Origin of the sequence: Streptomyces sp. NPDC050263 (assembly GCF_040655955.1) — a bacterium.
In the GTDB taxonomy this organism is placed as follows: Bacteria; Actinomycetota; Actinomycetes; order Streptomycetales; family Streptomycetaceae; genus Streptomyces.
Window position 1 is genome coordinate 30,247 of the sequence record NZ_JBFAKW010000039.1, and the last position, 24,309, is coordinate 54,555.

Consider the following 24,309-nt stretch of genomic DNA (forward strand, 5'->3'; position numbering starts at 1 on the left):
GGTCCTGGGGCGGGGTCGGGCGGAGCATCGCGGGGAGCGGGCGCAGTCGGCCCGTCCCAGGCCACGCCGGGGAGAGCAGCCCATGCACTACGAGATCCGCGTCGACGGACAGCTGTCGGAGACGCTGAAACGCGCGTTCCCGGAGCTGGAGCAGGTGGTGATGTCCGGTCAGACCGTGCTGTTCGGTTCCGTCGTCGACGAGGCGCACCTGTACGAACTTCTGGACCGCTGCCAGAACCTGGGCCTGCGGCTCATGGAGATGCGTCGGCTGCCGGAGTGAGCGGTCCGAGCGGCGGGGCCGTTCACCCCCGGCGGGTGACGCGGTGGTGGGCGGCGGGCGGCACACTGGTCCGGTCAGGTCACCGCACACCGCCCCGTCGGCGGTACGGACCCGGCCCGCCGGACCGTGCGAGGAGGAGCCATGACCGTTTCGCATGGTCCGGCACCGCGTTCCGGGCCGGAGCGGGAACCCGGCGGGGCGGCCCCGGGAGCGGCGGGGGACGCAGCCGACGTCCTGGCCGCCCTGGGGCGTTCGTGGACGTGGATCCTCGGTTCCGCCGTCGTCACGCTCGTCCCCGGCATCCTGGTGCTGGTCTGGCCGGAGGAGACGCTGCACGTCCTGGCGGTCCTCATCGGCCTGTATCTGCTGGTGACCGGGCTGTTCCGGTTCGTCTCCCTCTTCGCCCTGTTCGCCCGCGAGGACCACGGTGGACGGGTGACCGGGCTCCTCCTGGCCGTGCTGTACGTCCTCGCCGGGGTGCTGTGCCTGCGCAACCCGCTCCAGACGATCGCCGCGCTCTCGCTGATCGTCGGCGTGCTGTGGCTGGTGTCCGGCATCCTCACGCTCTACACGGCCATCGCCGCCAGGGATCTGCCCCACCGCGGGTTCGTCCTCGCCGTCGCGGTGCTGGGCATCGTCGCGGGGATCGTCGTGCTGGCCCTGCCGACCGAGTCGGCGCGGGCGCTGACGCGGCTGCTCGGTCTGTGGCTCGTGCTGCTCGGTCTGGGCGAGGCGGCGGTCGCCCTCGCCTGGCGGGCCGCGCTGCGCCGGGCGGGGGTCGCCGGTCCGCACGGTGGAGGCGACGCCGGCTCACACGCCTGAGACACCCGCGAGGCGACATGGCTTCGGGCCCCCAGGCCTGGGAGGGCGTCAAGCGCCGGGGGCAGTCGGCCGTCGTGATCATGCTCACCGGGGAGCGGGCGGGCGCGCTCCGGGCCTCCGGCGGCTCGGTCGAGCCGGGCCTCGGGACGGTCGTCGAACAGGTGCGGCAGCGCCGCGTGGACCAGGGCTTCGAGAAGGCCGTCGCGATCCCGGACGGCGACCGCACGGTCACGCTGAGCCGGACCGTCCAGACGGTGACGTCCACAGCCGTGGAGCGCAGCCTGTCGTAGTTCCGCGCACTCGGACCGGCGATCGCCGCGACCGGCTGGTACCGAGCGGTCGCCACCGCGCCGTACGGTCGCGGCCGGCGGCAGGGCGGCGAACCGCCCGACCTCACCCTCGGCGGGTGAGGCACCCGCCGATTGCCGTGTGCACGCTGAAGACGGCACGGAACGGGCGCTCGCCCGGGACGGACTTTCGGGCGCAGGCCCGGAACGGAGGACTGAGATGACCGGAGAGCTGAGCGGGCAGACGTATCTCGCGTACGACTTTCCACTGCTGGGCGCCTTCTGGACGATGCTGGTGTTCTTCCTGTGGATCATGTGGTTCGTGCTGCTGTTCCGGGTCATCGTCGACGTCTTCCGCGACGACGACCTCAGCGGCTGGGCCAAGGCCGGCTGGCTGGTGTTCTGCATCTGCCTGCCGTTCCTGGGCGTGTTCGTCTATGTGATCGCCCGGGGGAAGAACATGGGCCACCGCGAGATCGCGCAGGCACAGGCGCAGCAGAAGCAGTTCGACGACTACGTCCGGGAGACCGCGAAGGGGTCCGGCGGTCCGTCCAGCAGTGTGGACGAGCTCGCCAGGCTGTCCGAGATCAAGGCCCACGGCGACATCACGGAGGAGGAGTTCCAGCGGGCCAAGGAGCTGGTCCTGAGCGACTACGGCCCCTCGGTACGCCACTGAGCAGGCCGTCCCACGACACCGAGGACAGCGAATCGAGGCAAGGCCATGACTGTATCGCCCACCCCTCACGCACACACCGACTCGCACGCCGCCAAGCGGCACTGGGCCGAGGGCCTGACGGTCTTCGCGGCCGTCACGCTCATGATCGCCGGGGTGCTGGACATCTTCCGCGGGATCATGGGGATCGCCGAGGACGACGTCTTCGTCACGACGCCCAGTTACGTCTTCCAGTTCGACCTCACCGGCTGGGGCTGGCTCCATCTGGCCCTGGGCGCGGTCGCGGTGATCGTCAGCCTGGGGCTGTTCCAGTCCGCGCTGTGGGCTCGCGTCTCCGGCGTGGCGATAGCCGCGCTCATCATCATCGCCAACTTCCTCTCCCTGCCGTACTACCCGCTGTGGTCGGTCGTGATGATCGCCTTCTCCGGGTTCGTCATCTGGGCACTGTGCGTGGCTCGCCCCGACTCCCTCGGCGGCGAGGGCGCCAGGTGAAGAAGGTTCGCGGGAGGCGCCCGAGGGTCTCCCGGCCGACCCGTACGCGGCCCGGCATCCGTCGGTGGCCGGGAAGAAGCGCCGCTAGTGCCGCGGCAGGCAACGTTCGCCCCGTCGCGACGCCCGGCACGCACTCTCGCCGCACCGGCCGAAAGCCCAAGTACGTCCAGTACGAGGACTTCCGGCCGGCACACCGAGAGCACGCACCGGACGCCGCTCCTTGACGGGCAAACGTTGCCTGCCGCGGCACTAGGCACCTCTGAAGGGACCTGACCGGGCAGGATCGGAGGCAGGGCGATTCCGCGTTCACCGCCACGTTCGACAGCAGGCGACTGAACCGGGGTGCCCTGGCCCGACTCGTCCTCGGGGTGGCGGTGACCTGGCTGAACGGCTTCCGCCTCGTCCTCGGGACGACCGAGATCGACGCGAGGCGGTTCGGCCGGGCGCTGCTGACCGCCGTCGTACTCCTGTGCGTAGGGGAACGGGGCAAGTCGCTGGCCAGGCGGTCGCGGCAGGCCGTACGGTCGGGGGCGGCCGGCCGGTCGGCGGCGGCGGAGTGGTCAGGGGAGGCCGGGTGAGCATGAGTGCCGGATGAGTCGGGGGGCGAGCACGCGGCGCTGTCCCTGCTCCGGGCGGTCCCCGGGATCCGTGCCCTCTCGTCGTACCGGCGCGAGTGGCTGGTCAAGGACCTGGTCGCGGGGGTCGTCCTGACCACGCTGCTGGTGCCCCAGGGCATGGCGTACGCCGAGTTGGCGGGTCTGCCGGCCATCACCGGCCTGTACACGACGATCCTCTGTCTGCTCGGCTACGCCGTGTGCGGGCCGTCGCGCATCCTGGTGCTGGGCCCCGACTCCTCGCTGGGGCCGATGATCGCCGCCACCGTGCTTCCCCTGGTGGCGGCGGACGGGGATCCCGACCGGGCGATCGCCCTGGCCTCGGTGCTCGCGGTCATGGTGGCGGCGATCATGATCCTGGCCTCGGTGGCGAAGCTCGGCTTCATCGCCGACCTGATCTCCAAACCGACGATGATCGGCTACATGAACGGCCTGGCCCTCACCATCCTCATCGGCCAGTTGCCCAAACTCCTCGGATTCAAGGTCGACGCGGACAACCTGATCGGGGAGTGCGTCGGCCTCGTGCAGAAGCTCGCCGACGGGGCCACGGTGCCGGCCGCCGCCACGGTCGGCGGCTGCGGGATCCTCCTGGTCCTGGTACTCCAGCGGTGGCTGCCCAAGGTCCCCGCGGTGCTCGTCATGGTGGTCCTGGCGATCGCCGCGACCGCGGTCTTCGATCTGGGCGAGCACGGCGTCGACCTGGTCGGCGAACTGCCCGAGGGCTTCCCGCCGTTCACGATCCCCGACGTCCGCCTCGCCGATCTCGCGCCGCTGTTCGGCGGTGCGCTGGGCATCGCGCTGGTGTCACTGGCCGACACGATCTCCAACGCGTCGGCGTTCGCCGCCCGCAGCGGGCGGGAGGTGCGCGGCAACCAGGAGATGACCGCGGTCGGCGTGGCGAACCTCGCGGCCGGCCTGTTCCAGGGCTTCCCGGTCAGCGCCAGCGGATCCCGCACGGCGGTGGCGGAGCGGGCGGGGGCCAGGAGCCAACTCACCGGAGTCGTCGGGGCCGCGCTCGTCATCGTCATGCTGGTGCTGGCGCCGGGCATGTTCCGCAACCTCCCCCAGCCCGCTCTCGCCGCCGTCGTCATCACCGCCTCGCTGTCCCTGGCCGACCTGCCGGGGACGGTTCGGCTGTGGCGGCAGCGCCGGGCGGAGTTCCTGCTGTCGGTCGCCGCGTTCCTGGGCGTGGCCCTGCTCGGCGTCCTGGAGGGGATCGCCATCGCCGTGGCCCTGTCCGTCCTCAACGTGTTCCGGCGCGCCTGGTGGCCGTACAACACCGTGCTGGGACGGGTGAAGGGCCTGGAGGGCTACCACGACATCCGTTCCTACCCGCACGCCGAGCAACTGCCGGGCCTGGTGATCCACCGGTTCGACGGCCCGCTCTTCTTCGCCAACGCCAAGGCGTTCCGCGACGGGATCAGACGGCTGGCGCGCACGGAGCCGAGGCCGCGCTGGATCGTGATCGCGGCGGAGCCGATGACCGACGTCGACACGACCGCGGCGGACGTTCTGGAGGAACTCGACCTGGAACTCAACGCCGCACACGTCCACCTCGTGTTCGCCGAACTGAAGGACCCCGTGCGCCGCAAGATCGAACGGTACGAACTCACCCGCACCATCGACCCAAGCCATTTCTTCCCCACCGTGGAGGCCGCCGTCGCCGCCTTCCGGAAGCTCTCGGACACGGACCGGTCGGCCTGAGCCGGGTGGCGAGCCGGCCCGTCTCGTACTCCTCGGTACAGCGGCCGAGGCGCGTCGCGGGTGCGCAGGCCGACGCCGGAAAGTACGGTGGCGTCCAGGTGTTCGACCTTGGACCGTTGGAGGCGGCATGGCCGGCAAGGACGCGGCGAAGCTGCCGCGCAAGGTGTACGAGAGCGAACTGCTGCGCCTCCAGACGGAGTTGGTGAAGCTGCAGGAGTGGGTCCGGGCGACGGGCGCCCGGCTGGTGGTGGTCTTCGAGGGGCGGGACGCGGCGGGCAAGGGCGGCACCATCAAGCGGGTCTCCGAGCATCTCAACCCGCGCGTGGCACGGATCGCGGCACTGCCGAAGCCGACCGAGCGGGAACGTACGCAGTGGTACTTCCAGCGGTACGTCGAGCAGTTGCCGGCGGCCGGGGAGATCGTGCTGTTCGACCGGTCCTGGTACAACCGGGCCGGGGTCGAGCATGTGATGGGCTTCTGCACGAAGGAGGAGCACCAGCTGTTCCTGCGGCAGTGCCCGATCTTCGAGCGGATGCTGGTGGAGGACGGGATCCTGTTGCGCAAGTACTGGTTCTCGGTGAGCGACACCGAGCAGCAGGAACGCTTCCGCCGCAGGCTGGAGGACCCGCTGCGGCGCTGGAAGCTGTCGCCGATGGACCTGGAGTCGATCACCCGCTGGGAGGCCTACTCCCGGGCGAAGGACGAGATGCTGGTCCACACCGATGTCTCCGAGGCGCCCTGGTACGTGGTCGAGAGCGACGACAAGCGCCGGGCGCGGTTGAACACGATCGCCCACCTGCTGGGCTCGCTGCCGTACCTCGACGTTCCCCCGCCCGTTCTCGAACTGCCGAAGCGTCCGGCGTCGACCGGCTACGAACGTCCGCCGCGCGATCTGCAGACCTACGTCCCCGACCACGCGGCGAGCCTCTGAGCAGCCGAAGCACGAGGGGGCTGGTGCTCGGCCGTGGTCAGGTCATGGTTTCCTGTGGATCATGAGGCCGGACGACGGAGGGCCGCACATGTCCCAGCACTCGGGCAGACAGGTCTCGGGGTGGCGCCGGGTGGCGCCCGGGCTCGACGCGCTCCTGGGCTACCGGCGTTCGTGGCTCACGGGCGACCTGCTGGCCGGCCTGACCGTGGCCGCGTATCTCGTACCGCAGGTCATGGCCTACGCCGGGGTGGCCGGGCTGCCGCCGGTCGCCGGACTGTGGGCGATCCTCCCGGCGCTGGCGCTGTACGCGCTGTTCGGTTCCTCGCGGCTGCTGTCGGTCGGCCCCGAGTCCACGACCGCCCTCATGACGGCCACCGTGGTCGCGCCGCTCGCCGCAGGCGATCCCGGGCGTTACGCGTCGCTGGCGGCGGCCCTCGCCGTCACGGTCGGGCTGCTGTGCCTGGTCGCCCGGGCGGTACGGCTGGGCTTCCTCGCGGACCTGCTCTCCCGACCCGTCCTGATCGGCTATCTCGCGGGCGTGGCGTTCATCATGGTGATGGACCAACTGCCCAAACTCACCGGCGTGGAGAAGTCCGGCTCGGAGTTCTTCCCCGAACTGTGGTCCTTCGTCACTCACCTGCCGGACGCGCATCCGGCCACCGTCGTGTTCTCCGCGACCGCCCTCGTCTTCCTCTTCCTCGTCGCCCGTCACGTGCGCGTGGTGCCCGGCCCGCTGGTGACGGTCGTCCTCGCCACCGCCGCCGTCGTGGCCTTCGACCTCGACAGCCGGTACGGGCTCAAGGTGATCGGCGACGTCCCCTCCGGCCTGCCGGGGCTCGCCGTCCCGGATCTGAGCGAGCTGCCGCGGCTCGTCCTGCCCGCGCTCGGTGTGCTGCTGGTCGCCTACACCGACTTCATCCTCACCGCGCGGGCGTTCACCGCCCCCGACGACGACGGCACCGGCCTCGACGCCGACCAGGAGTTCCTCGCCCTGGGCGCGGCCAACCTCGGCGCCGGGGCGCTGCACGGCTTCCCGGTGAGCAGCAGCGCCAGCCGCACCGCGCTCGCCGCCTCCGCGGGCGCCCGCAGCCAGGGGTACTCGCTGGTGGCGGGGACGGTGGTGCTGGGCGTGCTGCTCTTCCTCAGCCCGCTGCTCGCACGCACCCCCTCCGCGGTGCTCGGCGCGCTCGTCGTCTACGCCGCGGTCCGCATGATCGACCTCGCGGGCTTCCGCCGGCTGGCGGGGTTCCGCCGCCGGGAACTGCTGCTGGCCCTCGGCTGCCTCGCCGGGGTGCTCGCCCTCGACATCCTGTACGGGGTGATCGTGGCGGTCGGTCTGTCGGTGGCCGAGCTGCTGACCCGGGTGGCCCGTCCGCACGACGCGGTCGAGGGCGTGGTCCCCGGTGTGGCCGGCATGCACGACGTCGACGACTACCCGCAGGCCCGCACGATCCCCGGTCTGCTCGTCTACCGCTACGACTCGCCGCTGTTCTTCGCCAACGCGGAGGACTTCCGGCGCCGCGCCCTGGCCGCCGTCGACGAACAGACCGACCCCGTCCGCTGGTTCGTCCTCAACACCGAGGCCAACGTCGAGGTGGACATCACCGCCCTCGACGCGGTCGACGAACTGCGCCGCGAACTGACCCGACGCCGCATCGTGTTCGCACTCGCCCGCGTGAAGCAGGACCTCCTGGGCGACCTGAAGACGTACGGCCTCGCGGACTCCGTGGGCGCAGACCACATCTTCCCGACGCTGCCGACCGCGGTATCGGCGTACCGCCGGTGGCTGACGGCGCACCCCGGGCAGCCGGACCGGCCCGAGCAGCTCTGAACGGTCGGCGCGCGTCAGGCGGGGAGGGCCCCGCGGTCGAGGCGGCGGCGCTGGGACTCGGTCAACCGGAGGTCTGCCGCGGCGAGGTTCTCCTCCAGGCGAGCGGGCGAAGCCGTGCCGGGGATCGGCAGCAGAACCGGGGAACGGGCGAGCAGCCAGGCGAGCAGGACCTGAGGGGCGGTGGCGCCGAGTTCGGTGGCGACGGCGTCGAGCACGGAGGCCGACCCGGGTGTCGCCGCGGCGACGGGGCGCCAAGGGAGAAAGGCGATGCCGGCGGCCTCGCAGGCCTCCACCACCGGCTCGTCCTCCCGCTCGAAGAGGTTGTAGCGGTTCTGGACGCTGGCGATCTCGGCGGTCCGCCGGGCCGCGGCCAGTTGTGCGGTGGTGACCTCCGACAGCCCGATGTGGCCGATCTTCCCTTCCTGCCGGAGTTCGTCGAGCGCGCCGATCTGTTCGGCCGGCGGAACCTTCGGATCGATCCGGTGCAGCTGGAGCAGGCCGAGGCGCTCGGTCCTCAGGCGGCGCAGGCCCTGCTCGACCTGGGCGCGCAGGCTGTCGGGCCGTGCGTCGTAAGCCCAGCCCTCGGAGCCGTCGGCGCCTGTGGTCCGGGTGACGCCCACCTTGGTGGTGATCAGCAGGTCGTCCGGGTACGGATGGAGGGCTTCGGCGAGGAGTTCCTCGTTGGCGCCCCATCCGTAGAGGTGGGCGGTGTCGATCAGGGTGACACCCAGCTCGACGGCGCGCCGGGCCACTGCGACGGCGGCGGCCCGGTCGGGGCCCGGTCCGGTCGGCAGACGCATCGCTCCCCACCCGATCCGGGTCACCCGGTATTCGCCTCCGATGGAGAAGACGTCGGGCGGGTCGGGCGTGCTCGCGGTCATCGGTTCCCTCTCGGAGGTCGGGACGAGGTCCCGGAGTCGTCGGCGCGCTCTGTCGCCGCGAGGATCCGTCGGCCGATCTCGCGCAGCCGGCGCACCTGGGCCTGGGCAGGGCGTTCAGGGTTTCCAGGTTCGCAGGAGGGCGGCGATCTGTTCGGTGGTGCAGCGGGGGTCGTCCAGCGCGTGGGCGAGCGCGGTGAGCTGCTCGCGGGTCGGGTCGACGGGGATGTCGCCGGCTTGGAGGTACATGACCGCGACCGCGCAGGCGACGGTGAGGTGGGAGCGCTCCAGCCAGCGGCAGCGGCCCAGGCTGTGCACGAGGGCGGCGGCCCGGGTGTAGGGGCCGTCGTAGACCGGATGGCCGAGGAGTTCGGCGCGGTGCCGGGCGACGGCGGCGACCGGCACGCCGTGGTCGTCGACTGCCGGACCGCGTCGGCCGGCGCGTTCGGCGACCTCAAGGATCCAGGACTCGTCGATGTGCACGATCACGCGGCGGCGCCCGGCCGCCGCTGGGCGTGCGGGGCGTCGAGCGGTGCCTCGAGCCGGTCCTCGAGGTCGTCGAGGAAGTCGCCGTGCCGGTCGATGAAGCGCTGGGCGGCGGCCATCCCGGCGGCGCGGGCGCCGGTGGTGTCCTCGACGATGAGGCGCTCCACATAACGGTTGAAGTCCAGGCCGCGGGCGGCGGCGGCAGCCTTGCCGGCGGCGAGTACGTCGGGCTCCAGCCGGACCTGCGTCTGCTTCTTCGAAGTGGACATACCTCCAAGGTAGCAGGGTGGTAGCAACGTCAGCCCGGCGTGACGCGGAGCCGGGGAGCCAGCGGCCCCGGCTCACGCACCGTCGGTTCCGTGTCGGCGAGGATCGTCACGCAGAGGTCGGGGAGTGCGTGCAGAGGGGTCAGGTCGACCGCGGGGGCGGCGACGAGCCGGAGGTCGAGGGCGAGTCTGCGCAGCGCGGGGAATGTCGTCGTCAGTCCGTCGAGGTCGGGCTCGTTCACCAGGGAGGGCAGGGTCAGGGCGTGGATCCGGGGCAGCGCCGGGAGACCGCGCAGTTCTTCCGCGGGGTCGGCGACGGGGAGTTGCAGGACACGCAGCTTCGGCAGGGCCGCCAGTTGGGCGAAGAGTTCGTTCAGCGGGGTCGGCTGCCGGACGGCGAGGCCTTGCAGGCCCGTCCACCGGTGCAGGGTGTCCAGTTGAAGGTCCGGGCTCGACACCGAGAGTCGGGCCACCGACGGGTTCGGCGGTGGAAGCTGCGCGTACAGTCCGATCGGCAGCCCCTGCAGGTGCAGTTCGCGCAGTCCGTCCATCGTGGCGACGACCTCGAGGTCCTCGGGCAGCAGCAGCGAGGCGTCCAGGGCGAGGGTGGTGAGGCCGGAGCCCGCGAGGTCGCAGACGTCCGTGAGCCGGGCGGCGGAGTCGACGAAAAGGTGCTTGATCCCCGGACGCCCGCGCAGGAACGACAGGTCGGTCAGGGTCGGGTTGCCGGTCAGGGCCAGCCGGTCGAGCGGGGTGTGGGGCAGCTGCCGGTGCAGCTGGGCGGCGGGGAACGCTCCGTCGACGACGAGACGCGTGAGCGCCCCGAGGTGGTGCAGGGGCTGGAGCATGTGGTCGCGGTCGACCAGGATCTCCAGATCGTCCAGCCGCATGGCGGCGAGGACCTCACGCGCGTAGGGCTCGGCGGGGAAGTCCCCCCACGCCGAGGCCAGGAACTGGCGCAGCGGCCGGCTCGGCTGCGCCGCGTACTCACGCACCAGCGGGAGGCAGCCGGTCGTGCCGATCTTGGTCAACGTCGTGGCCACGAGGAGTTGCACGCCCTCCGGCAGACCTTCCGGGCCCGGGAGCACGGGCAGGACATAGGCGCCCAGTTTGGCCACTTCGGTCGCCTGGAGCACGTCCTTGGGCGGCATGAAGGCCCTGAGGCGCTCCGCCACGGCCTCGCGCTTGTCGTACGGGAGGAAGACCGCCTCGGCCGCGCAGCTCGCGGCGAGGAGGTGCAGGTTCCAGCGCTGGTGCCCGTCCTGGGCGTCCCCCTCGGCCACGAGCTGGTCGACGACCTTCTCGATCTCGGACGTCCGGCAGTGGCCGACGGCGAGCAGGACGACGTCCTGCCACTCCTCCTGGCCGGCATGGCCCAGCAGTTCCTGTAGACAGTCGCTGTCCTGGAACTCCCGTGCGGCGAGGTAGTCCTGGAAGGTGCGGTGGATGAACTGGATGCTGTCCTGGGTGCGTTCCTCGAGCACCCCGCTGCGGTTGAGCATGTGCCGCAGGACGGCGTCGACGGGATGCCGCACCGCGTGCATGCCCTGCAGCACCGGAGTCAGCTGTCGCTCGGCCTGTTCATGGGACAGCTGCGCCTGACCGTTGCGCACCAGCCAGACGGCGATGCGCTGGAGCAGGAGCTGGTGCTCGTCCCAGGCGAGGGTGACGCCCTCCGTGTCGGGGATCTTGCGGTGCGCGTCCCGTTTCCCCAGCAGCATCTTCAGCGCCGCCATGTACAACTCCGGGCGGCTGACCGGGAGGTCACCGGCGTTGCGCCGGTGCAGGGCGCAGATGACCGCGCACAGCAGGGGGGTGCGGGCCAGGTTGCGCAGTGCCGGATTGCTCGTGAACTTTCCCTTGAGCGCGGCTTCCAGTTCGGCGAGCTGGCCGTTCTCCTCCGCCGTCACCGACCGGTCCAGGCGCGCGGTGTCGTGCCAGGCGTGCACGAAGGTCTGGATGTCGGCGTCCCGCATCGGCAGCAGGCGTAGTTCCCGGAAGCCCTCGTGGCCGAGCCAGTTCATGCCCACGGCGAGCGGGCGCACCGTGACGAGGCAGTGCAGGCCGGGGTGCTCGGACAGCAGGTCGCCGAGCCACTGGCGGGCGTCCGTCCGGTCGCCGCGGGGTACCTCGTCGAGGCCGTCGACCAGCAGGAGCCCGCGTCCGGCGGCCAGCACCCGGCGGGCCCAGCCGGGCGGGGCGTCGTCCGTCATCAGCCGGGCGGCCCGGTCGAGTTCGCCCGGCCGGGGCAGACCGTCTCCCCTGGCCCGGAGGTTGCGCATGGGGACGACGAACGGCACGACTCCGTTCAGCGGTGCGAGACTGCCGCCGAGCGTGCCCGAGGCGGCGTGCGAGGCGAGCCACCACACCAGCGTGGTCTTGCCCGCCCCGGCCTCGCCGCGCAGCAGCACGTACGGTCCCGCCTGCGCCAGCAGGTCGTCGACGCGCCCGGGGCGGGACGGAGCGCCCGGGGACGCCGACGACGGATGGGCCGGCTGAGTGCTCTCCGCCTCCAGATGGAGGTAGGCGGTGTCCAGGTCCCAGCGGGACTCATGGGCGGTGAGCTCGTCGAGGCCGATGATGTCGATCTTGCGATAGCGGTTCTTGACGGCCCTCCGGTACTCCCGCTCGAACTCCTCGTCGCGGCGGTGCGTCCCGGCGACGTCCTCCAGTCGCGGCAGGAGCAGCCCGGTCTCGGCCCCGGCCGACGTGCGCAGTTGCTCGGTCAGCTGCTCCGCTTCGACGGGGGCCGCCTCGATCCGCATGTGGTCGCGCCCGCGGGGAACCTTCGTCACGATCCCCAGCAGCACCCCGCCGGCGAAGACCGGAGCGCCCGAGAGCCCGGCGAGCGGAGAGGCGCGGCCGTCCGTCTCGGCCGCCGGCTGACGCAGGAACTCGCAGACCATGACGTCGGGCCGCAGTCGGCTCGCCATGGGCAGCACGGTGACCTCGTACTGGTCGCACTCGATCTCGGCGCTGACCGGGTCGCGCTGTACGGCCGGGAAGCCGATGATCTGGCAGTCGGGGACGGGCTGCGCCGTGGCGATCCGCCCGAGCCGCGCCCGGCCCAGCGGCTGGAGGAAGCCCTGCCCTCCCACCTCTTTGCTCGTCCGCAGCAGCGCGAGGTCTCGATCGGTGTCGATCCACTGCACGTCACAGGTCACCCAGTCGGAACCGCGCGGGTGGATGATCTCGGCGGTGCGCGGCACCCGGGCGGGGAGGAGGACGAGCTTGGGCGGCCTGGCCCGGAGGTCCTTGAGCTTCTCGGGATGCCGTACCCGCGCTCTGGGCGGCCCGGTCAGGACATGGGCCGCGGTCAGGACGTGCCGGGGGCCGATCAGCACCCCGGTGCCCTGTTCCTCGCCGCTGACCAGGACGACGCGGTCGGCCGAGGAGGCAGCACGGAACCTGTCACTCATTGCGCCCCCCGTATCGGACCCTTCGGACCCCTGCGACCCCGAGGCCGCGAATCTACCCGGGACGGCGCACTTCAGTCAGCCGCACGGACCGGCACGCCCAGTTCGTCGGGCGGGGTCCGGGACGGAAGCGGCGCCGTCGGCGGTACGCCGGCCGGAACGGCTGCGGGACGGCCACGTCGGCGTCCGCCGACTCACGGTCGAAGAACGAGCCGTCGCCGTCCTTGTCGGAGGTGACGACCAGGGTGTGGCCCGCCTTCTCCAGGTCGCGGACGTGCGTGGTCGGGTGTCCGTCGGCGGGGTCGTCACAGCGGATCTCGCGGTGTCCTTGTGGCCGACCGCTTTCACCGGTGCCGCACCGGTGATGGTCAGCCGAGGGTGAGCAGCTCCTCGTGGAAGCCGCCGAAGCCGCGGTCGGCGTCGACGAGGTGGATCTCGAGGATCCAGTGGCAGCGGCGCCCGGCCTTGTCGGTGCGGCGCAGCGGGGTGTCGTTGGCGGGGGTGATGTACGACTCCGTGTCCGCGCCGTCGATCCACTCGTGCGGGAACTCGCCGACGAGGTGCCCGGCGTGCCAGCCGCCCAGCTCCCACCCGGCTTCCTCGGCCAGCCGCTCCACCTCGGCGTACAGCCCTGCGCCGGTGATCCCCGGATCGGCCTCGAAGAAGCGCCGTCCGGCCGCGAACACCTCGGGCAGGTCGTCGCGCAGCCGGTGCTTCACCGGGTCGTCGCCCAGGACGAAGGTGCGCCCGAAGTCGGCCTCGTACTCCTCGAAGATCGGCCCGAAGTCGGCGAACACGATGTCGTCCGCGCCGATCAGACGGTCCGGTGGGTTCTCCCGGTAGGGCTTGAGCGTGTTCGGGCCGGAGCGCACGATGCGCTTGTGCCAGTGCCGGGTGGTCCCGAACAGTTCGTTCGCGAGGTCCCGGACGCGGTCGCTGACCGCCCGCTCTCCCTCGCCCGGGGCGACCAACCCGCGCTCCTCGATCTCCGCGAAGAGCCGGACGGCCTTCGACTGGGCGTCCAGCAGCCGTGCCGCGCGCGTGGGTTCATCATCAGACATGGTGGCGAACGTACGGTTCCGGATCCTTCCCGGGCAAACGCATACCGGCGGGCCGGGGGCTGCGAGGGACTGACTCACGGGGTGCCGCCTCCCGGATGACGGGACCCGAGCGGGCGTACCGTACAAACGCACATGCCAAGCAAATGAATCCGTGATCCAGCTCATGCGATGCTACAGGCGACTTACACCTCGCATTTGCGGCACTATGATCAACGTATCCGCACGGTCGGCCGCAGGTAGAGGGAGTAGATCCGTGATGACCCGTTCCACCCGCTGGACCCGCCGGACCCGCCGGACCCGCCGGACCTTGCAGGTGGCCGCCGCGGGAGCCGCCGCGCTGCTCGCCCTGAGCGCCTGCTCGTCGTCCGACGACTCGGCCTCCACCAAGCCGGACCCCTCGGCGTCCGCGTCCGCCTCGTCGAAGCTGTCCGGAACGGTGACCGTGTTCGCGGCGGCCTCGCTGAAGGAGAGCTTCACGACGCTCGGCAAGGCGTTCGAGACGGCGAACCCCGGCACGAAGGTCACGTTCAACTTCGGCGGCAGCGACACCCTCGCCGCGAGCATCACGGGCGGCGCCCCGGCCGACGTGTTCGCCTCCGCCAGCCCCAAGACCATGGCGATCGTGACGGACGCGAAGGACAACGCCGGCGAGCCGGCCACCTTCGTCCGCAATCAGCTGGAGATCGCGACCCTGCCGGGCAACCCCGACAAGATCGCCTCCCTGAAGGACCTGACCAAGTCCGGTCTGAAGGTCGTCCTGTGCGACAAGACCGTGCCGTGCGGCGCCGCCGCGCAGAAGGCCCTGGACGCCGGCAAGCTGAAGCTGACGCCGGTCTCCTACGAGCAGGACGTCAAGGCCGCCCTGACGAAGGTCGAGCTGAAGGAGGCCGACGCGGCGGTCGTGTACAAGACCGATGTGCACGCGGCCGGTGACAAGGTGGAGGGTGTGGACTTCCCCGAGTCGGCCGACGCCGTCAACGACTACCCGATCGCCCTCCTCAAGGACGCGCCCAACGCGGAGGCCGCCAAGGCGTTCATCGCCCTGGTGCGGTCCGCCGAGGGCCAGCAGGTCCTGACCGAGGCCGGGTTCCTGAAGCCGTGACCTCCCCGCACGACGAGTCCGCCGCCGTGGCCGACACCCTCAAGGGTGGGTCACGGCGGCGGCGTGTCCGGGCGCCTGGCCTCGCCCGTGGCCGAGGCGCGCCGCTTGTGCTGCTCGTGCCCGCGCTGCTGGGGCTGACGTTCCTGGTGCTGCCGCTGGTCGCCCTGCTGGTGCGCACTCCCTGGCGCAGCCTGCCGGCGCAGTTGACCGGTCCGGAGGTGTGGCAGGCGCTCCGGCTGTCGCTGGTGTGCGCCACGGCCGCCACCGCCGTGAGCCTGGTGGTCGGCGTGCCGCTGGCCTGGCTGCTGGCCCGGGTCGAGTTCCCCGGCCGCGGCCTCGTGCGGGCCCTCGTCACCCTGCCGCTCGTCCTGCCGCCGGTGGTGGGCGGTGTGGCGCTGCTGATGGCGCTCGGCCGCAACGGGATCGTCGGACAGTGGCTGGACGACTGGTTCGGGATCACGCTTCCCTTCACCACGGCCGGGGTGGTCGTGGCCGAGGCGTTCGTGGCGATGCCCTTCCTGGTGATCAGCGTCGAGGGCACCCTGCGGGCCGCCGACCCCCGCTACGAGGAGGCGGCCGCGACGCTGGGCGCCTCCCGCTTCACCGCGTTCCGCCGGGTCACGCTGCCGCTGATCGCGCCGGGCGTCGCGGCGGGCGCCGTGCTGGCCTGGGCGCGGGCGCTCGGCGAGTTCGGCGCGACGATCACCTTCGCCGGCAACTTCCCCGGCCGTACCCAGACCATGCCCCTCGCCGTCTATCTGGCGCTGCAGAGCGACCCGGAGGCGGCGATCGCCCTCAGCCTGGTGCTGCTGACCGTGTCGATCGCGGTGCTGGCCGGGCTGCGCGACCGTTGGATGACCGCCGGATGACACACACCGAGAAGCCCGCGCACGGGGCCGTGCACAGGGCCGTCGACGGGCCGGCCGCCGGGGGGCCGACCGCCGAGGGGCCGACCGCCGAGGGAGTGGCCGCCGAGGGGCTGGACGCCCGTCTCGTGGTCGAGCGCGGCGCCTTCCGTCTCGACGTCGCGTTGACGGCCGCGCCCGGTGACGTCGTCGCCGTGCTCGGCCCGAACGGCGCCGGCAAGACGACCGCGCTGCGGGCACTGGCCGGTCTCGTCCCGCTGACGGGCGGTCATCTACGCCTGGACGGCCGCTCGTTGGACCTGATGCCGCCGGAGTCCCGGCCGGTCGGCGTCGTCTTCCAGGACTATCTGCTCTTCCCGCACCTGTCCGCGGTCGACAACGTGGCCTTCGGCCCGCGCTGCCAGGGGGCGAGCAGAGCGGAGGCCCGGGTTCAGGCCGCCGAATGGCTGGAGCGCATGGGCCTGGCCGCCCACGCAGACGCCAAGCCGCGCCGCCTCTCCGGCGGCCAGGCCCAACGCGTCGCCCTCGCCCGCGCCCTGGCCACCCACCCGCGGCTGCTGCTCCTGGACGAGCCTCTGGCCGCCCTCGACGCCCGCACCCGGCTGGAGATCCGCGCCCAACTCCGCCGCCATCTCGCCGAGTTCGAGGCGGTCGCCGTCCTCGTGACCCACGACCCGCTCGACGCGATGGTGCTGGCCGACCGGCTGGTCGTCGTCGAGGACGGCCGGGTCGTCCAGGAGGGCTCCCCGGCCGACATCGCCCGCCACCCGCGCACCGACTACATCGCCCAGCTGGTCGGCCTGAACCTCTACCGGGGCCGGGCGGACGGCCACACGGTCCGACTCGACGCCGGGCCCGCCCTCACCACCACCGAACCTCTCACCGGCCCCGTGTTCGTCGCGTTCCCGCCCAGCGCGGTGACGCTCTACCGCGACCGGCCCACCGGCTCCAGCGCCCGCAACCTCTGGAGTTGCGAGGTCGCCGGTCTGGAGACCCACGGCGACCAGATCCGCGCCGACCTCACCGGCGAACTCCCCCTCGCCGCCGACCTGACGGCCGTGGCCGCGGCCGAACTGGACCTCCACCCGGGCGCCCGCGTCTGGGCGACGGTGAAGGCGACACAGACCCACGCGTACCCGGCCTGAGAGGTCACCGTGCGGGAACGAGCGGGAGGGCAGGGGCAGATGAGCGGGAGCGATCCTCACGTGCACGTCGAGTCGAGGGTGGTCCGCGGCAGCGCCGTCGGCCGCGGCATGCCGGCATCCGCGTTCGGCCCGGCCGGTGATCTGCCGAGCCTCGTCGGCACCGGGTGCGGGGTGCGCGTGCCGTATGCGATGACGGCCTCGCGTCCGGACCGGGTCACCTGCCTTGCCTGCCGTGAGCACGCGGCGCCGGAACACGCGCGCGTCGCGGAGCAGGTCGAGCGTCCGGGCGGGATGCCCGGATCCACCGTCGGCGCGGACCGGGCGAAGCAGGTCGCGGACCGGCATCGCGACCAGGGGCGAGCTTCTCCGAACCCCCGAACCGACCAAGACGGCCGCTCAACTACGCTCGGCTCCCATGAACACGCCACCTTCGCCGTCCGGAGGGGAGCGAGATGACGGGTCAGCCGTCCGGATCGGCGCTCTCGTCCCGCTGACCCGGCCCGGCTGGGTCGAGGCGGGCCGGCATCTGCTCGCCGGACTCGAGCTGGCCGTTCGCGAAGTCAACGACGCCGACGGGATCGTCGGACGACCGCTCGAGCTGGTGGTGCGAGACACCGCGGCTGATCCGCAGAGGGCCGCGGCGGCCGTGGAGGAGTTGGCCGGCCTGGGCGTGGCCGCCCTGGCCGGCGAGTACCACAGCGTCGTCGCCCGCGCCGCCGCGACCCGGGCCGACGCCCTCGGCCTGCCGTTCCTCTGCTCGTCGGCGGTTCTCGACGCGCTCACCGAACAACCGACGGATTGGGTGGCGCGCCTCTCCCCGCCGCAGTCCCACGGCTGGCGGATCTACGCGGACTTCGTCCTCGCCGCGGGCCACAGTCGCATCGCCGTAGCGACCCAGCCGAGCGTCTACTGGGCGACGGGGACCCGCATTCTGCGGGACTGCCTGGCTCCACGGGGCGGCACCGTCGTCGAACTCGACATGAGCGCGCTCACCCCCCAGGCGGTGTGCGACGAACTCGTCGACAACGGCGCGACAGCCCTCCTGCTCCTGGTCGGCCACCCGGAGCCGGCCGTGCCGATCGTCGAGGCCGTCCGCCGCGACCGGCGTCTCGCCGACATCCTGCTGGGTGCTCCGGCCGGGCAGCCGGAGTTCGCCGAATGGGCGAAGTCGCTGGGCGACGACGGCGCCGCCATCCCGTTTCTGCGCTACCTGCCCGAGCGCCTCAGCCCGCTCGGCGCGCGGGTCGGGACAGTCCTGCGTGAGCAGTTGGGCGAAGCGCCCTCGTTCGTCGCCTTCGAGGGCTACGACACGGTCGCCGTCCTCGCCGACGCGCTGCGTTCGCACGGTGTGGACCGGGCGCGCACGGCCGCGTCCTGGCCGCACATCGCGGTCGAAGGCACCCGCGGGCAGATCCGGTTCTCCCGCACGCCGGGCATCAGCGTCTGGCAATGGGCCTGGGCGTCGGTCCAGGTCGTCGATCGGGATCCGGCGGAACCCGATCGCTTTCGGATCCTCCACACCGGCTGACAGAAGTCCTCGTCGGTCGGTCGCGCGGACGCTTGTCGGTTTGCCGTCGGCCGACCCGGTCGGATAAGAAACTCTCATGCTCAGGGGCAACAAGGTCGGGCTGAGGGCCCGGCACGAGGACGACATCCCGATCCTGCGGGCCGAGCTCTACGACGACGTGGTCAACGCCTCGCGGGCCGAAGGCCGTCCGTGGCGGCCGATCACGCCGGGCTCGAAGGACTCGCGGCTCGTGGTGGACGACAAGGAGCAGGCGCACGTCCCGTTCTCCGTGGTGGAGTCGGACGGCGGCACGCTGGTCGGCACCGCGACGCTGTGGGGCATCGACCATCACAACCGGTCCGCGCACATCGGCGTCGGGCTGCTGCCGTCCTGCCGCGGCAAGGGCTACGGCACCGATGTGGTCGCGACGCTGTGCCACTACGGATTCGTCGTGCGCGGCCTGCAACGCCTCCAGATCGAGACGCTGTCGGACAACGCCGCGATGCTGCGCTCCGCCGAGCGCAACGGCTTCGTCCGCGAGGGCGTGCTGCGCTCCTCGGCCTGGGTGATGGGCGAGTTCCTGGACGAGGTACTGCTCGGGCTCCTCGTCCAGGACTGGAAGCCGCCTAGCACTGCACGGTGAGCCGGGCCTGGTCGAAGCGATGGGCGGCGAGGTCTTCGGGGCGGATGAGCCAGTAGAGGGCGCCTGCGTCGCCCCACGTCATTTTCGCGTCGCTGTCGCTGTCGAACTGGGCGAGCAGGACCCACCGTTCGGCTTCCTCGTCGTGGGGCCGGTCGCCCCACGGGGAGACGCCGCCGAGTGCCGCGTACGCGATCTCGTACTCCGCCGGGCCCTGAACGGGTACGGCGTGGCCGCCGATCTGGTGGCCCATGTGTCCGCGCAGACGCTCGAAGGCCCGGAGGAACGGCTTGAGTTCGGCGGGGATCTCGCGGGGCGGCGGCCAGTCCCGGCTGTCGCCGAGCAGGGCTTTCCGGCTTTGGGGCAGCCACCGGTCAGGGGCGCTCTGCTCGGTGTCCGCGGTCAGGTCCACCCGCGGGAACGCTTCCGACTCCGGGGGTGTGTCCGCCGGGAAGACGGGGGTGTCCGCCGGGATGTACAGCACCTGAGCCCCGGCCCAGGTCTCGGGGTCGACAGCCGAAACGAAGGCGTCCGCGGCGGTCCGACCGTCGAAGTAGAAGAAGAGCAGGGTTCCGTCCTGAGGGAACTGCTCGGCACGTCCCTCGCGTGGCAGTGCCGCACAGCGCACCGAGGCGATGAAGGACAGCGGCCCGTGCCCGGGCCACTCGGGCCAGTCCGCCCCCGCCGGAAGCTCCGGGTGCCCGCCGAGGGCCGCCACGGTCCGCTCTCCGTCGACGGCCCGGCGCAGGCGTATGCACGGGCGCAGCAGCGCTGTCCAGCGCTGAGCCAGATCGCCGGGAAGGTGTTCGGCGGCGAGCCGGGAGTATCGCTCGTCAGTCACGAAGACCACTGTCCCTCGTCTTCGGACGCCCGGTGTCCTTGGGCAACGCGAGCGGAGCCGAGCCGTGGCACGTCGGACAGCCCGAACACCGGAGCGATGGCCGGCCCCGGCCGATCCTCGGCACGCTCGGCGCGATGACGCTCGTCGTGGCGCTCCCGGCGAGTGCCCACGCGAACGTCCTGACCCTGCTGCCGCAGAACGCGGACGGCCTGGACCAGACCTTCTCCCCCGCCTACGACTACGACGGCGACGGCTGCTGCGCCACGGCCGCCATCGGCGCCGACGGCACCCTCAACCCGGGCCTCGAACTCGGCGGCGACGTCAACGGCAAGTGTCACGACTCCGCCCAACTGGCCAACGCCAACACCTACTCACGCTCGAAGTGCGACAACGGCTGGTGCGCGGTGATGTACGCCACTCACTTCGAGAAGGACCAGGCGACCGTCGGCCCGGCAGCCATCGGGCACACCCACGACTGGGAGCACGTCATCGTCTGGATCAACAACAACGACGTCCAGTACGTGTCGGCGTCCCAGCACAACGCCTACCAGGTGGCCGCCCGCCCGGCGATCCGCTTCGACGGCACGCACCCGAAGATCGTCTACCACAAGGACGGCGTCTCGACGCACTGCTTCCGCTTCGCCGGCAGCAACGACGACCCGGCGGAGAACGCCACCGGCGGCTGGTTCCACCCGCGCCTCGTCGGCTGGAACGGCTACCCGGCCGGATACCGCGACAAGCTCATGAGCGCCGACTTCGGCTCGGCCACCCTCAAGATCGACGACGGCGACTTCCAGTGGGCCCTCGACCACGCGAAGCCGTCCGGGATCCCCTTCGACGCGTACGCCTGAGGCTCGACACGTATCCCGTGGAAGCCCGGCCAAGAACCTGGCTTCACCGCCCGGGGGCGACATGAGCGCCCGGGCTCGCGTACGCGGTGTCGGTCGGGCTGTCGGTCCGGCGTCGGCGGCCTGTCGGGGGCTGTCGGACCGGCGTCGGCGGCCTGTCGGCGGGCTCTGGGAGTTTTCCAGAGATCCCGCCGGGTGCCCACGCGGCGGGCCTACGACACGCAAGGAATCACCATGACCCCTGATGTCACGATCATCGGCGCCGGGCTCGGCGGCCTCACGCTGGCCCGCGTGCTGCACATCCACGGAATCCCGGCCACCGTCTACGAGGCGGAGCCCTCGCCGACGGCACGCGCGCAGGGCGGGATGCTCGACATCCACGACTACAACGGCCAACCGGCCCTGGCGGCTGCCGACCTGCTCGACGAGTTCCGCAGCCTCGTCCTGGAGGGCCGCCAGGCCATGCGGATCCTCGACCGGAACGGGTCCGTCGTGTTCGAGCAGCCCGACGACGGCACCGGCGGACGCCCCGAGGTGCAACGCGGGGACCTGCGACGGCTGTTGCTCGACTCGCTCCCGGCCGGCGCCGTCCGGTGGGGCCGCAAGGTCAGCGCTGCCCGCGCCCTCGGCGAGGGCCGCCACGAGGTGACGTTCGCCGACGGCAGCACCGTCGTCACGAGCCTGCTGGTCGGCGCGGACGGCGCGTGGTCACGGGTGCGGCCGCTGCTCTCCACCACCGCACCCGAGTACACCGGCATGTCGTCCGTCGAGACCTACCTGTTCGACAGTGACGCCCGGCATCCCGCCGCCGCGAAGACGGTCGGCGGCGGGTCGCTGCTCGCGCTCGCGCCGGGACAGGCCATTGTGGGTCACCGGGAGAGCGGCGGGACCCTCCACACCTACGTGATGCTGTCCAAGCCGCGGGACTGGTTCACCGCCATCGATTTCACCGACGCCGCTGCGGCCACCGCGCGGATAGTGCAGGAGTTCGACGGCTGGGCCCCCGAACTCACCGCGCTGATCACCGACAGCGACACCGCGCCGGTCCTGCGCGTCCTCAACGACCTGCCGATCGGGCACCGGTGGGACCGGGTGCCGGGGGTGACCCTGGTCGGCGACGCCGCCCACCTCGCGGCCCCGAACGGCGAAGGCGCCAACCTGGCCATGCTGGACGGCGCCGAACTGGGCAACGCCCTCGCCGCGCACTCAGGCGACGCCGAGGCCGCCCTCGCCGAGTACGAGGAGGCCATGTTCCCCCGCAGCGCCGCGGCCGCCACCGAAGGCGCCGAGCTCCAAGCGCTCATGCTCGGCGAGGACGCCCCCCACGGCCTGCTCGCCGCGTTCGCCGGAGACGGGCAGCGCCGGTGAGCGGGTGAGCCGCTCGAAGCAGGGGCTGCGCCCCCGCTCCGCCGATTATGATCTTGGTCATGACTGTGCAGAGTTTCGACAAGACGCCTTCCCGCAAACAGCGACTCCAGGAGAAGCAGCGCCGCCAGCTGGCCGTGGTCGACACCGTGGACAAGGCCGAGGTCAAGGTCCACAAGGCGGAGACCGAACTCGCCGTCGCCGTCTCGGAGGCGGTGCAGGTGTTCGGCGGCGAGCTGGCCGCGTCCGAGGAGCTCGACATGCCCATCGAGGCGATCCGGCGCTTCCTGCGCATGGTGGAGGACGAGCCCGCAGAGCCCACAGAGGCCGCAGATTCCGCCACTGAGGCGGACGCGGACCTCGTCACGGCGTAGGCTCCGCATCCGGCCTGCGCCGGGCCGCCGGCGGGATCGTCTGATCGCCGGCGACGACCAGGCGGAAGCTCGGCCTGCTGCGCCAGGCCGGGTCGCCCACCGGTCCGCCCACCGCTTCGAGGCCCCCAGGGCACTTGGGAGTCGGTAAAGAATCGGGCGTCGGCAGCGGGGACGTCCGCGGCGAACACTGCCCGACCTCTGCGAGTGCGAGGTCGGGCAGTGTCGCGTCCCGGAGTCGCGGGCGGGATCACCGGGCGGAGTCGGCGTACTCCTCGTCCCGGTCGGCTTCCGCTGCCGCCGTCGCCTCGTCGCGGTGCTCGCCGGCGGCCTTGCGGCCCGGCAGGACGGCGATGACGATCACCGTCCCGGCGGCCATGACGATCGCGCCGATCAGGCTGGTGTGGGCGATGGCGTGGGCGAAGGACTCGTGGACCGCGTCGACCAGCGCCTGGGCCTGCCGGAGTCCGCCGTCGGGGCTCTTCGCGACCTGCTCGGCGACGGCGAGTCCGCCGCCCGCAGAGTCCTTGGCGGTGTCCAGCGCGGCGGCCGGGAGGTGGCCGCCGACCAGGTCGGTCAGCTTGTCCTTGTAGGACGTGGCGAGGAACGAGCCGAGGACCGCGATGCCGAGCGAGGCGCCGAGTTCCAGCGCGGTGTCGTTGGCGCCGCCGCCCACGCCCAGCTCCGACTCGGGGAAGGAGCCCATGATGGTGTCGGTGGCCGGGGACAGGCTCAGGCCGATGGCGAAGCCGAGCATCAGCAGTGGGGCCAGGAAGTCGGTGTACGTCGAGTCGGACTCGATCTGCGTGAGCAGGAAGACGCCCGCCGTGCCGATCACCATGCCCGCGCCGACCACCGCCTTCACGCCCGGCTTCGGGGCCAGTCGCCCGGTCACCGCGGCGCCGAGGAAGACGGCTCCGGCCAGCGGCAGCAGCCGTACGCCGGTCTCGAGAGCGTCGTAGCCGAGGACGAACTGCAGGAACTGGGTGGAGTAGTAGATCGAGCCGAAGGTGCCGAAGAAGAAGAACAGCACCGCGAGCATCGAGCCGCTGAAGGGACGCTCCCTGAACTTGCGCACGTCCAGCATGGGGTGCGGGTGGCGCAGCTCCCAGGCCACGAAGGCGATCATGCCGACGCCGGCGACCACGGCCGCGGTGATCGGGCCCGTGCCCCAGCCGAAGTGCGGGCCCGCGATGGTCGCGTAGACCAGCGAGCCGACGGAGACGATCGACAGCAGACCGCCGACGTAGTCGATGCGGCCCATGCCCTCGGCCTTGGACGGCGGTACCAGCAGCAGTGCGCCGACGACGCCGAGGACGGCGATGGGGACGTTCATCAGGAAGGTGGAGCCCCAGGCGTGGTCCTCAAGCAGCCAGCCGGCGGCCAGCGGGCCGGCGGCTATGGCGAGGCCGGAGGTGGCGCTCCACGCGGTGATGGCCTTGGCGCGCTCCGCCCTCGGGAAGATCGCGACCAACAGGGACAGCGTGGCCGGCATGACCACCGCCGCGCCGACGCCCATGATCGCGCGGGCCGCGATGACCAGGCTCGTCCCGTCGACCAGGCCGCCCGTCACCGAGCCGCCCGCGAAGATCAGCAGCCCCAGGATCAGCGCGCCGCGCCGACTGTGCTTGTCGCCGATCGCGCCCAGCACGAGCATCAGCGCGGCGTACGGGACCGTGTAGCCGTCGATGACCCACTGCAGGTCACTGCTGCTCAGGCCCAGGTCCTTGGTCATGTCGGGGGCGGCCACGATGAGCGACGTGTTCGCCATGACGACGATCAGCAGACTCAGGCACAGCACCAGCAGCGCCCACCAGCGCCGCGGACAGGGCTCCGTCGTCTTCTCGGCGGGTGTGTTCACGACGAGCGGCATCGCAGAGCTC

The 24,309-nt window shown here is 72.0% G+C and carries 24 protein-coding genes and 1 pseudogene; 17 read left to right on the forward strand and 8 right to left on the reverse strand.

Going from position 1 to position 24,309, the window contains the following annotated elements; translation table 11 throughout:
* Nucleotides 1-82 precede the first annotated feature (82 nt).
* The 9 genes from AB0J04_RS19485 to AB0J04_RS19525 all read left to right on the forward strand — a co-directional run bounded on the left by AB0J04_RS19485 (nt 83) and on the right by AB0J04_RS19525 (nt 7,634).
* Nucleotides 83-280, forward strand: coding sequence for a hypothetical protein (locus AB0J04_RS19485; protein WP_363169721.1), 198 nt, complete (start codon nt 83-85; stop codon nt 278-280).
* Between the two features lie 141 nt (nt 281-421).
* Nucleotides 422-1,102 carry a DUF308 domain-containing protein gene (locus AB0J04_RS19490; RefSeq protein WP_363169722.1) on the forward strand — a complete coding sequence of 227 codons (681 nt, stop codon included), beginning with the start codon at nt 422-424 and terminating at the stop codon, nt 1,100-1,102.
* A gap of 17 nt (nt 1,103-1,119) precedes the next feature.
* Complete coding sequence (locus tag AB0J04_RS19495; RefSeq protein ID WP_363169724.1) at nt 1,120-1,392, forward strand: hypothetical protein; 273 nt, start codon at nt 1,120-1,122, stop codon at nt 1,390-1,392.
* Nucleotides 1,393-1,621: 229 nt separating this feature from the next.
* Nucleotides 1,622-2,065 (forward strand): SHOCT domain-containing protein, encoded by a 444-nt coding sequence (locus tag AB0J04_RS19500; RefSeq protein WP_363169768.1) that lies wholly within the window; start codon nt 1,622-1,624, stop codon nt 2,063-2,065.
* Between the two features lie 45 nt (nt 2,066-2,110).
* Nucleotides 2,111-2,554 (forward strand): hypothetical protein, encoded by a 444-nt coding sequence (locus AB0J04_RS19505; RefSeq protein WP_363169725.1) that lies wholly within the window; start codon nt 2,111-2,113, stop codon nt 2,552-2,554.
* A gap of 374 nt (nt 2,555-2,928) precedes the next feature.
* Complete coding sequence (locus tag AB0J04_RS19510) at nt 2,929-3,132, forward strand: hypothetical protein (RefSeq protein WP_363169726.1); 204 nt, start codon at nt 2,929-2,931, stop codon at nt 3,130-3,132.
* A gap of 6 nt (nt 3,133-3,138) precedes the next feature.
* Nucleotides 3,139-4,872 carry a sulfate permease gene (gene sulP / locus AB0J04_RS19515; RefSeq protein WP_363169727.1) on the forward strand — a complete coding sequence of 578 codons (1,734 nt, stop codon included), beginning with the start codon at nt 3,139-3,141 and terminating at the stop codon, nt 4,870-4,872.
* A gap of 127 nt (nt 4,873-4,999) precedes the next feature.
* Nucleotides 5,000-5,803 carry a polyphosphate kinase 2 gene (gene ppk2, locus AB0J04_RS19520; RefSeq protein WP_363169729.1) on the forward strand — a complete coding sequence of 268 codons (804 nt, stop codon included), beginning with the start codon at nt 5,000-5,002 and terminating at the stop codon, nt 5,801-5,803.
* An 88-nt stretch (nt 5,804-5,891) separates the two neighbouring features.
* Nucleotides 5,892-7,634 carry a SulP family inorganic anion transporter gene (locus AB0J04_RS19525; protein ID WP_363169730.1) on the forward strand — a complete coding sequence of 581 codons (1,743 nt, stop codon included), beginning with the start codon at nt 5,892-5,894 and terminating at the stop codon, nt 7,632-7,634.
* A 14-nt stretch (nt 7,635-7,648) separates the two neighbouring features.
* Here the strand turns inward: AB0J04_RS19525 and AB0J04_RS19530 are convergent, their stop codons facing one another.
* The 6 genes and pseudogenes from AB0J04_RS19530 to AB0J04_RS19555 all read right to left on the reverse strand — a co-directional run bounded on the left by AB0J04_RS19530 (nt 7,649) and on the right by AB0J04_RS19555 (nt 13,741).
* Nucleotides 7,649-8,515 carry an aldo/keto reductase gene (locus AB0J04_RS19530; protein ID WP_363169731.1) on the reverse strand — a complete coding sequence of 289 codons (867 nt, stop codon included), beginning with the start codon at nt 8,513-8,515 and terminating at the stop codon, nt 7,649-7,651.
* 114 nt (nt 8,516-8,629) lie between these two features.
* The gene (locus AB0J04_RS19535; protein ID WP_363169732.1) at nt 8,630-9,001 is read right to left on the reverse strand and encodes a fic family toxin-antitoxin system, toxin component; all 372 of its coding nucleotides are present in this window, start codon (nt 8,999-9,001) and stop codon (nt 8,630-8,632) included.
* Nucleotides 8,998-9,267 carry a hypothetical protein gene (locus AB0J04_RS19540; protein WP_363169733.1) on the reverse strand — a complete coding sequence of 90 codons (270 nt, stop codon included), beginning with the start codon at nt 9,265-9,267 and terminating at the stop codon, nt 8,998-9,000. The genes AB0J04_RS19535 and AB0J04_RS19540 overlap by 4 nt, the downstream gene beginning before the upstream one ends.
* A gap of 29 nt (nt 9,268-9,296) precedes the next feature.
* Nucleotides 9,297-12,683: an NACHT domain-containing protein gene (locus AB0J04_RS19545; protein WP_363169734.1), complete on the reverse strand. Its 3,387-nt coding sequence runs from the start codon at nt 12,681-12,683 to the stop codon at nt 9,297-9,299.
* A 142-nt stretch (nt 12,684-12,825) separates the two neighbouring features.
* Nucleotides 12,826-12,996: pseudogene (locus AB0J04_RS19550) on the reverse strand (NAD-dependent formate dehydrogenase); the annotation flags it as partial.
* Nucleotides 12,997-13,048: 52 nt separating this feature from the next.
* Complete coding sequence (locus tag AB0J04_RS19555; protein ID WP_363169735.1) at nt 13,049-13,741, reverse strand: M24 family metallopeptidase; 693 nt, start codon at nt 13,739-13,741, stop codon at nt 13,049-13,051.
* A 256-nt stretch (nt 13,742-13,997) separates the two neighbouring features.
* Here AB0J04_RS19555 and modA point away from each other — a divergent pair, with 256 nt between their 5' ends.
* The 5 genes from modA (at nt 13,998) to AB0J04_RS19580 (ending at nt 19,004) form a co-directional block, all read left to right on the forward strand.
* Nucleotides 13,998-14,843, forward strand: a complete 846-nt coding sequence (gene modA / locus AB0J04_RS19560; RefSeq protein WP_363169736.1) for a molybdate ABC transporter substrate-binding protein — start codon at nt 13,998-14,000, stop codon at nt 14,841-14,843.
* Nucleotides 14,840-15,712, forward strand: coding sequence for an ABC transporter permease (locus tag AB0J04_RS19565; protein ID WP_363169737.1), 873 nt, complete (start codon nt 14,840-14,842; stop codon nt 15,710-15,712). The genes modA and AB0J04_RS19565 overlap by 4 nt, the downstream gene beginning before the upstream one ends.
* The gene (locus AB0J04_RS19570) at nt 15,709-16,854 is read left to right on the forward strand and encodes an ABC transporter ATP-binding protein (RefSeq protein ID WP_363169738.1); all 1,146 of its coding nucleotides are present in this window, start codon (nt 15,709-15,711) and stop codon (nt 16,852-16,854) included. Before AB0J04_RS19565 ends, AB0J04_RS19570 begins: the two co-directional genes overlap by 4 nt.
* A 415-nt stretch (nt 16,855-17,269) precedes the next feature.
* Entirely contained in the window at nt 17,270-18,382 is a 1,113-nt protein-coding gene (locus tag AB0J04_RS19575) for an ABC transporter substrate-binding protein (RefSeq protein WP_363169739.1), read from the forward strand.
* A 76-nt stretch (nt 18,383-18,458) separates the two neighbouring features.
* Nucleotides 18,459-19,004 (forward strand): GNAT family protein, encoded by a 546-nt coding sequence (locus AB0J04_RS19580; protein WP_363169740.1) that lies wholly within the window; start codon nt 18,459-18,461, stop codon nt 19,002-19,004.
* Here AB0J04_RS19580 and AB0J04_RS19585 read toward each other — a convergent pair.
* Nucleotides 18,988-19,842, reverse strand: a complete 855-nt coding sequence (locus AB0J04_RS19585; RefSeq protein WP_363169741.1) for a YwqG family protein — start codon at nt 19,840-19,842, stop codon at nt 18,988-18,990. The two genes, AB0J04_RS19580 and AB0J04_RS19585, sit on opposite strands and share 17 nt — an antisense overlap.
* A 134-nt stretch (nt 19,843-19,976) precedes the next feature.
* Here AB0J04_RS19585 and AB0J04_RS19590 point away from each other — a divergent pair, with 134 nt between their 5' ends.
* The 3 genes from AB0J04_RS19590 to AB0J04_RS19600 all read left to right on the forward strand — a co-directional run bounded on the left by AB0J04_RS19590 (nt 19,977) and on the right by AB0J04_RS19600 (nt 22,429).
* On the forward strand, nt 19,977-20,693 hold the full coding sequence (locus AB0J04_RS19590; RefSeq protein ID WP_363169743.1) for an NPP1 family protein: 717 nt from the start codon (nt 19,977-19,979) through the stop codon (nt 20,691-20,693).
* 231 nt (nt 20,694-20,924) lie between these two features.
* Nucleotides 20,925-22,058, forward strand: a complete 1,134-nt coding sequence (locus AB0J04_RS19595; protein ID WP_363169745.1) for an NAD(P)/FAD-dependent oxidoreductase — start codon at nt 20,925-20,927, stop codon at nt 22,056-22,058.
* 59 nt (nt 22,059-22,117) lie between these two features.
* Nucleotides 22,118-22,429, forward strand: a complete 312-nt coding sequence (locus AB0J04_RS19600; RefSeq protein ID WP_363169746.1) for a hypothetical protein — start codon at nt 22,118-22,120, stop codon at nt 22,427-22,429.
* Between the two features lie 247 nt (nt 22,430-22,676).
* Here the strand turns inward: AB0J04_RS19600 and AB0J04_RS19605 are convergent, their stop codons facing one another.
* On the reverse strand, nt 22,677-24,299 hold the full coding sequence (locus tag AB0J04_RS19605; protein WP_363169747.1) for an MFS transporter: 1,623 nt from the start codon (nt 24,297-24,299) through the stop codon (nt 22,677-22,679).
* Nucleotides 24,300-24,309: the final 10 nt, after the last annotated feature.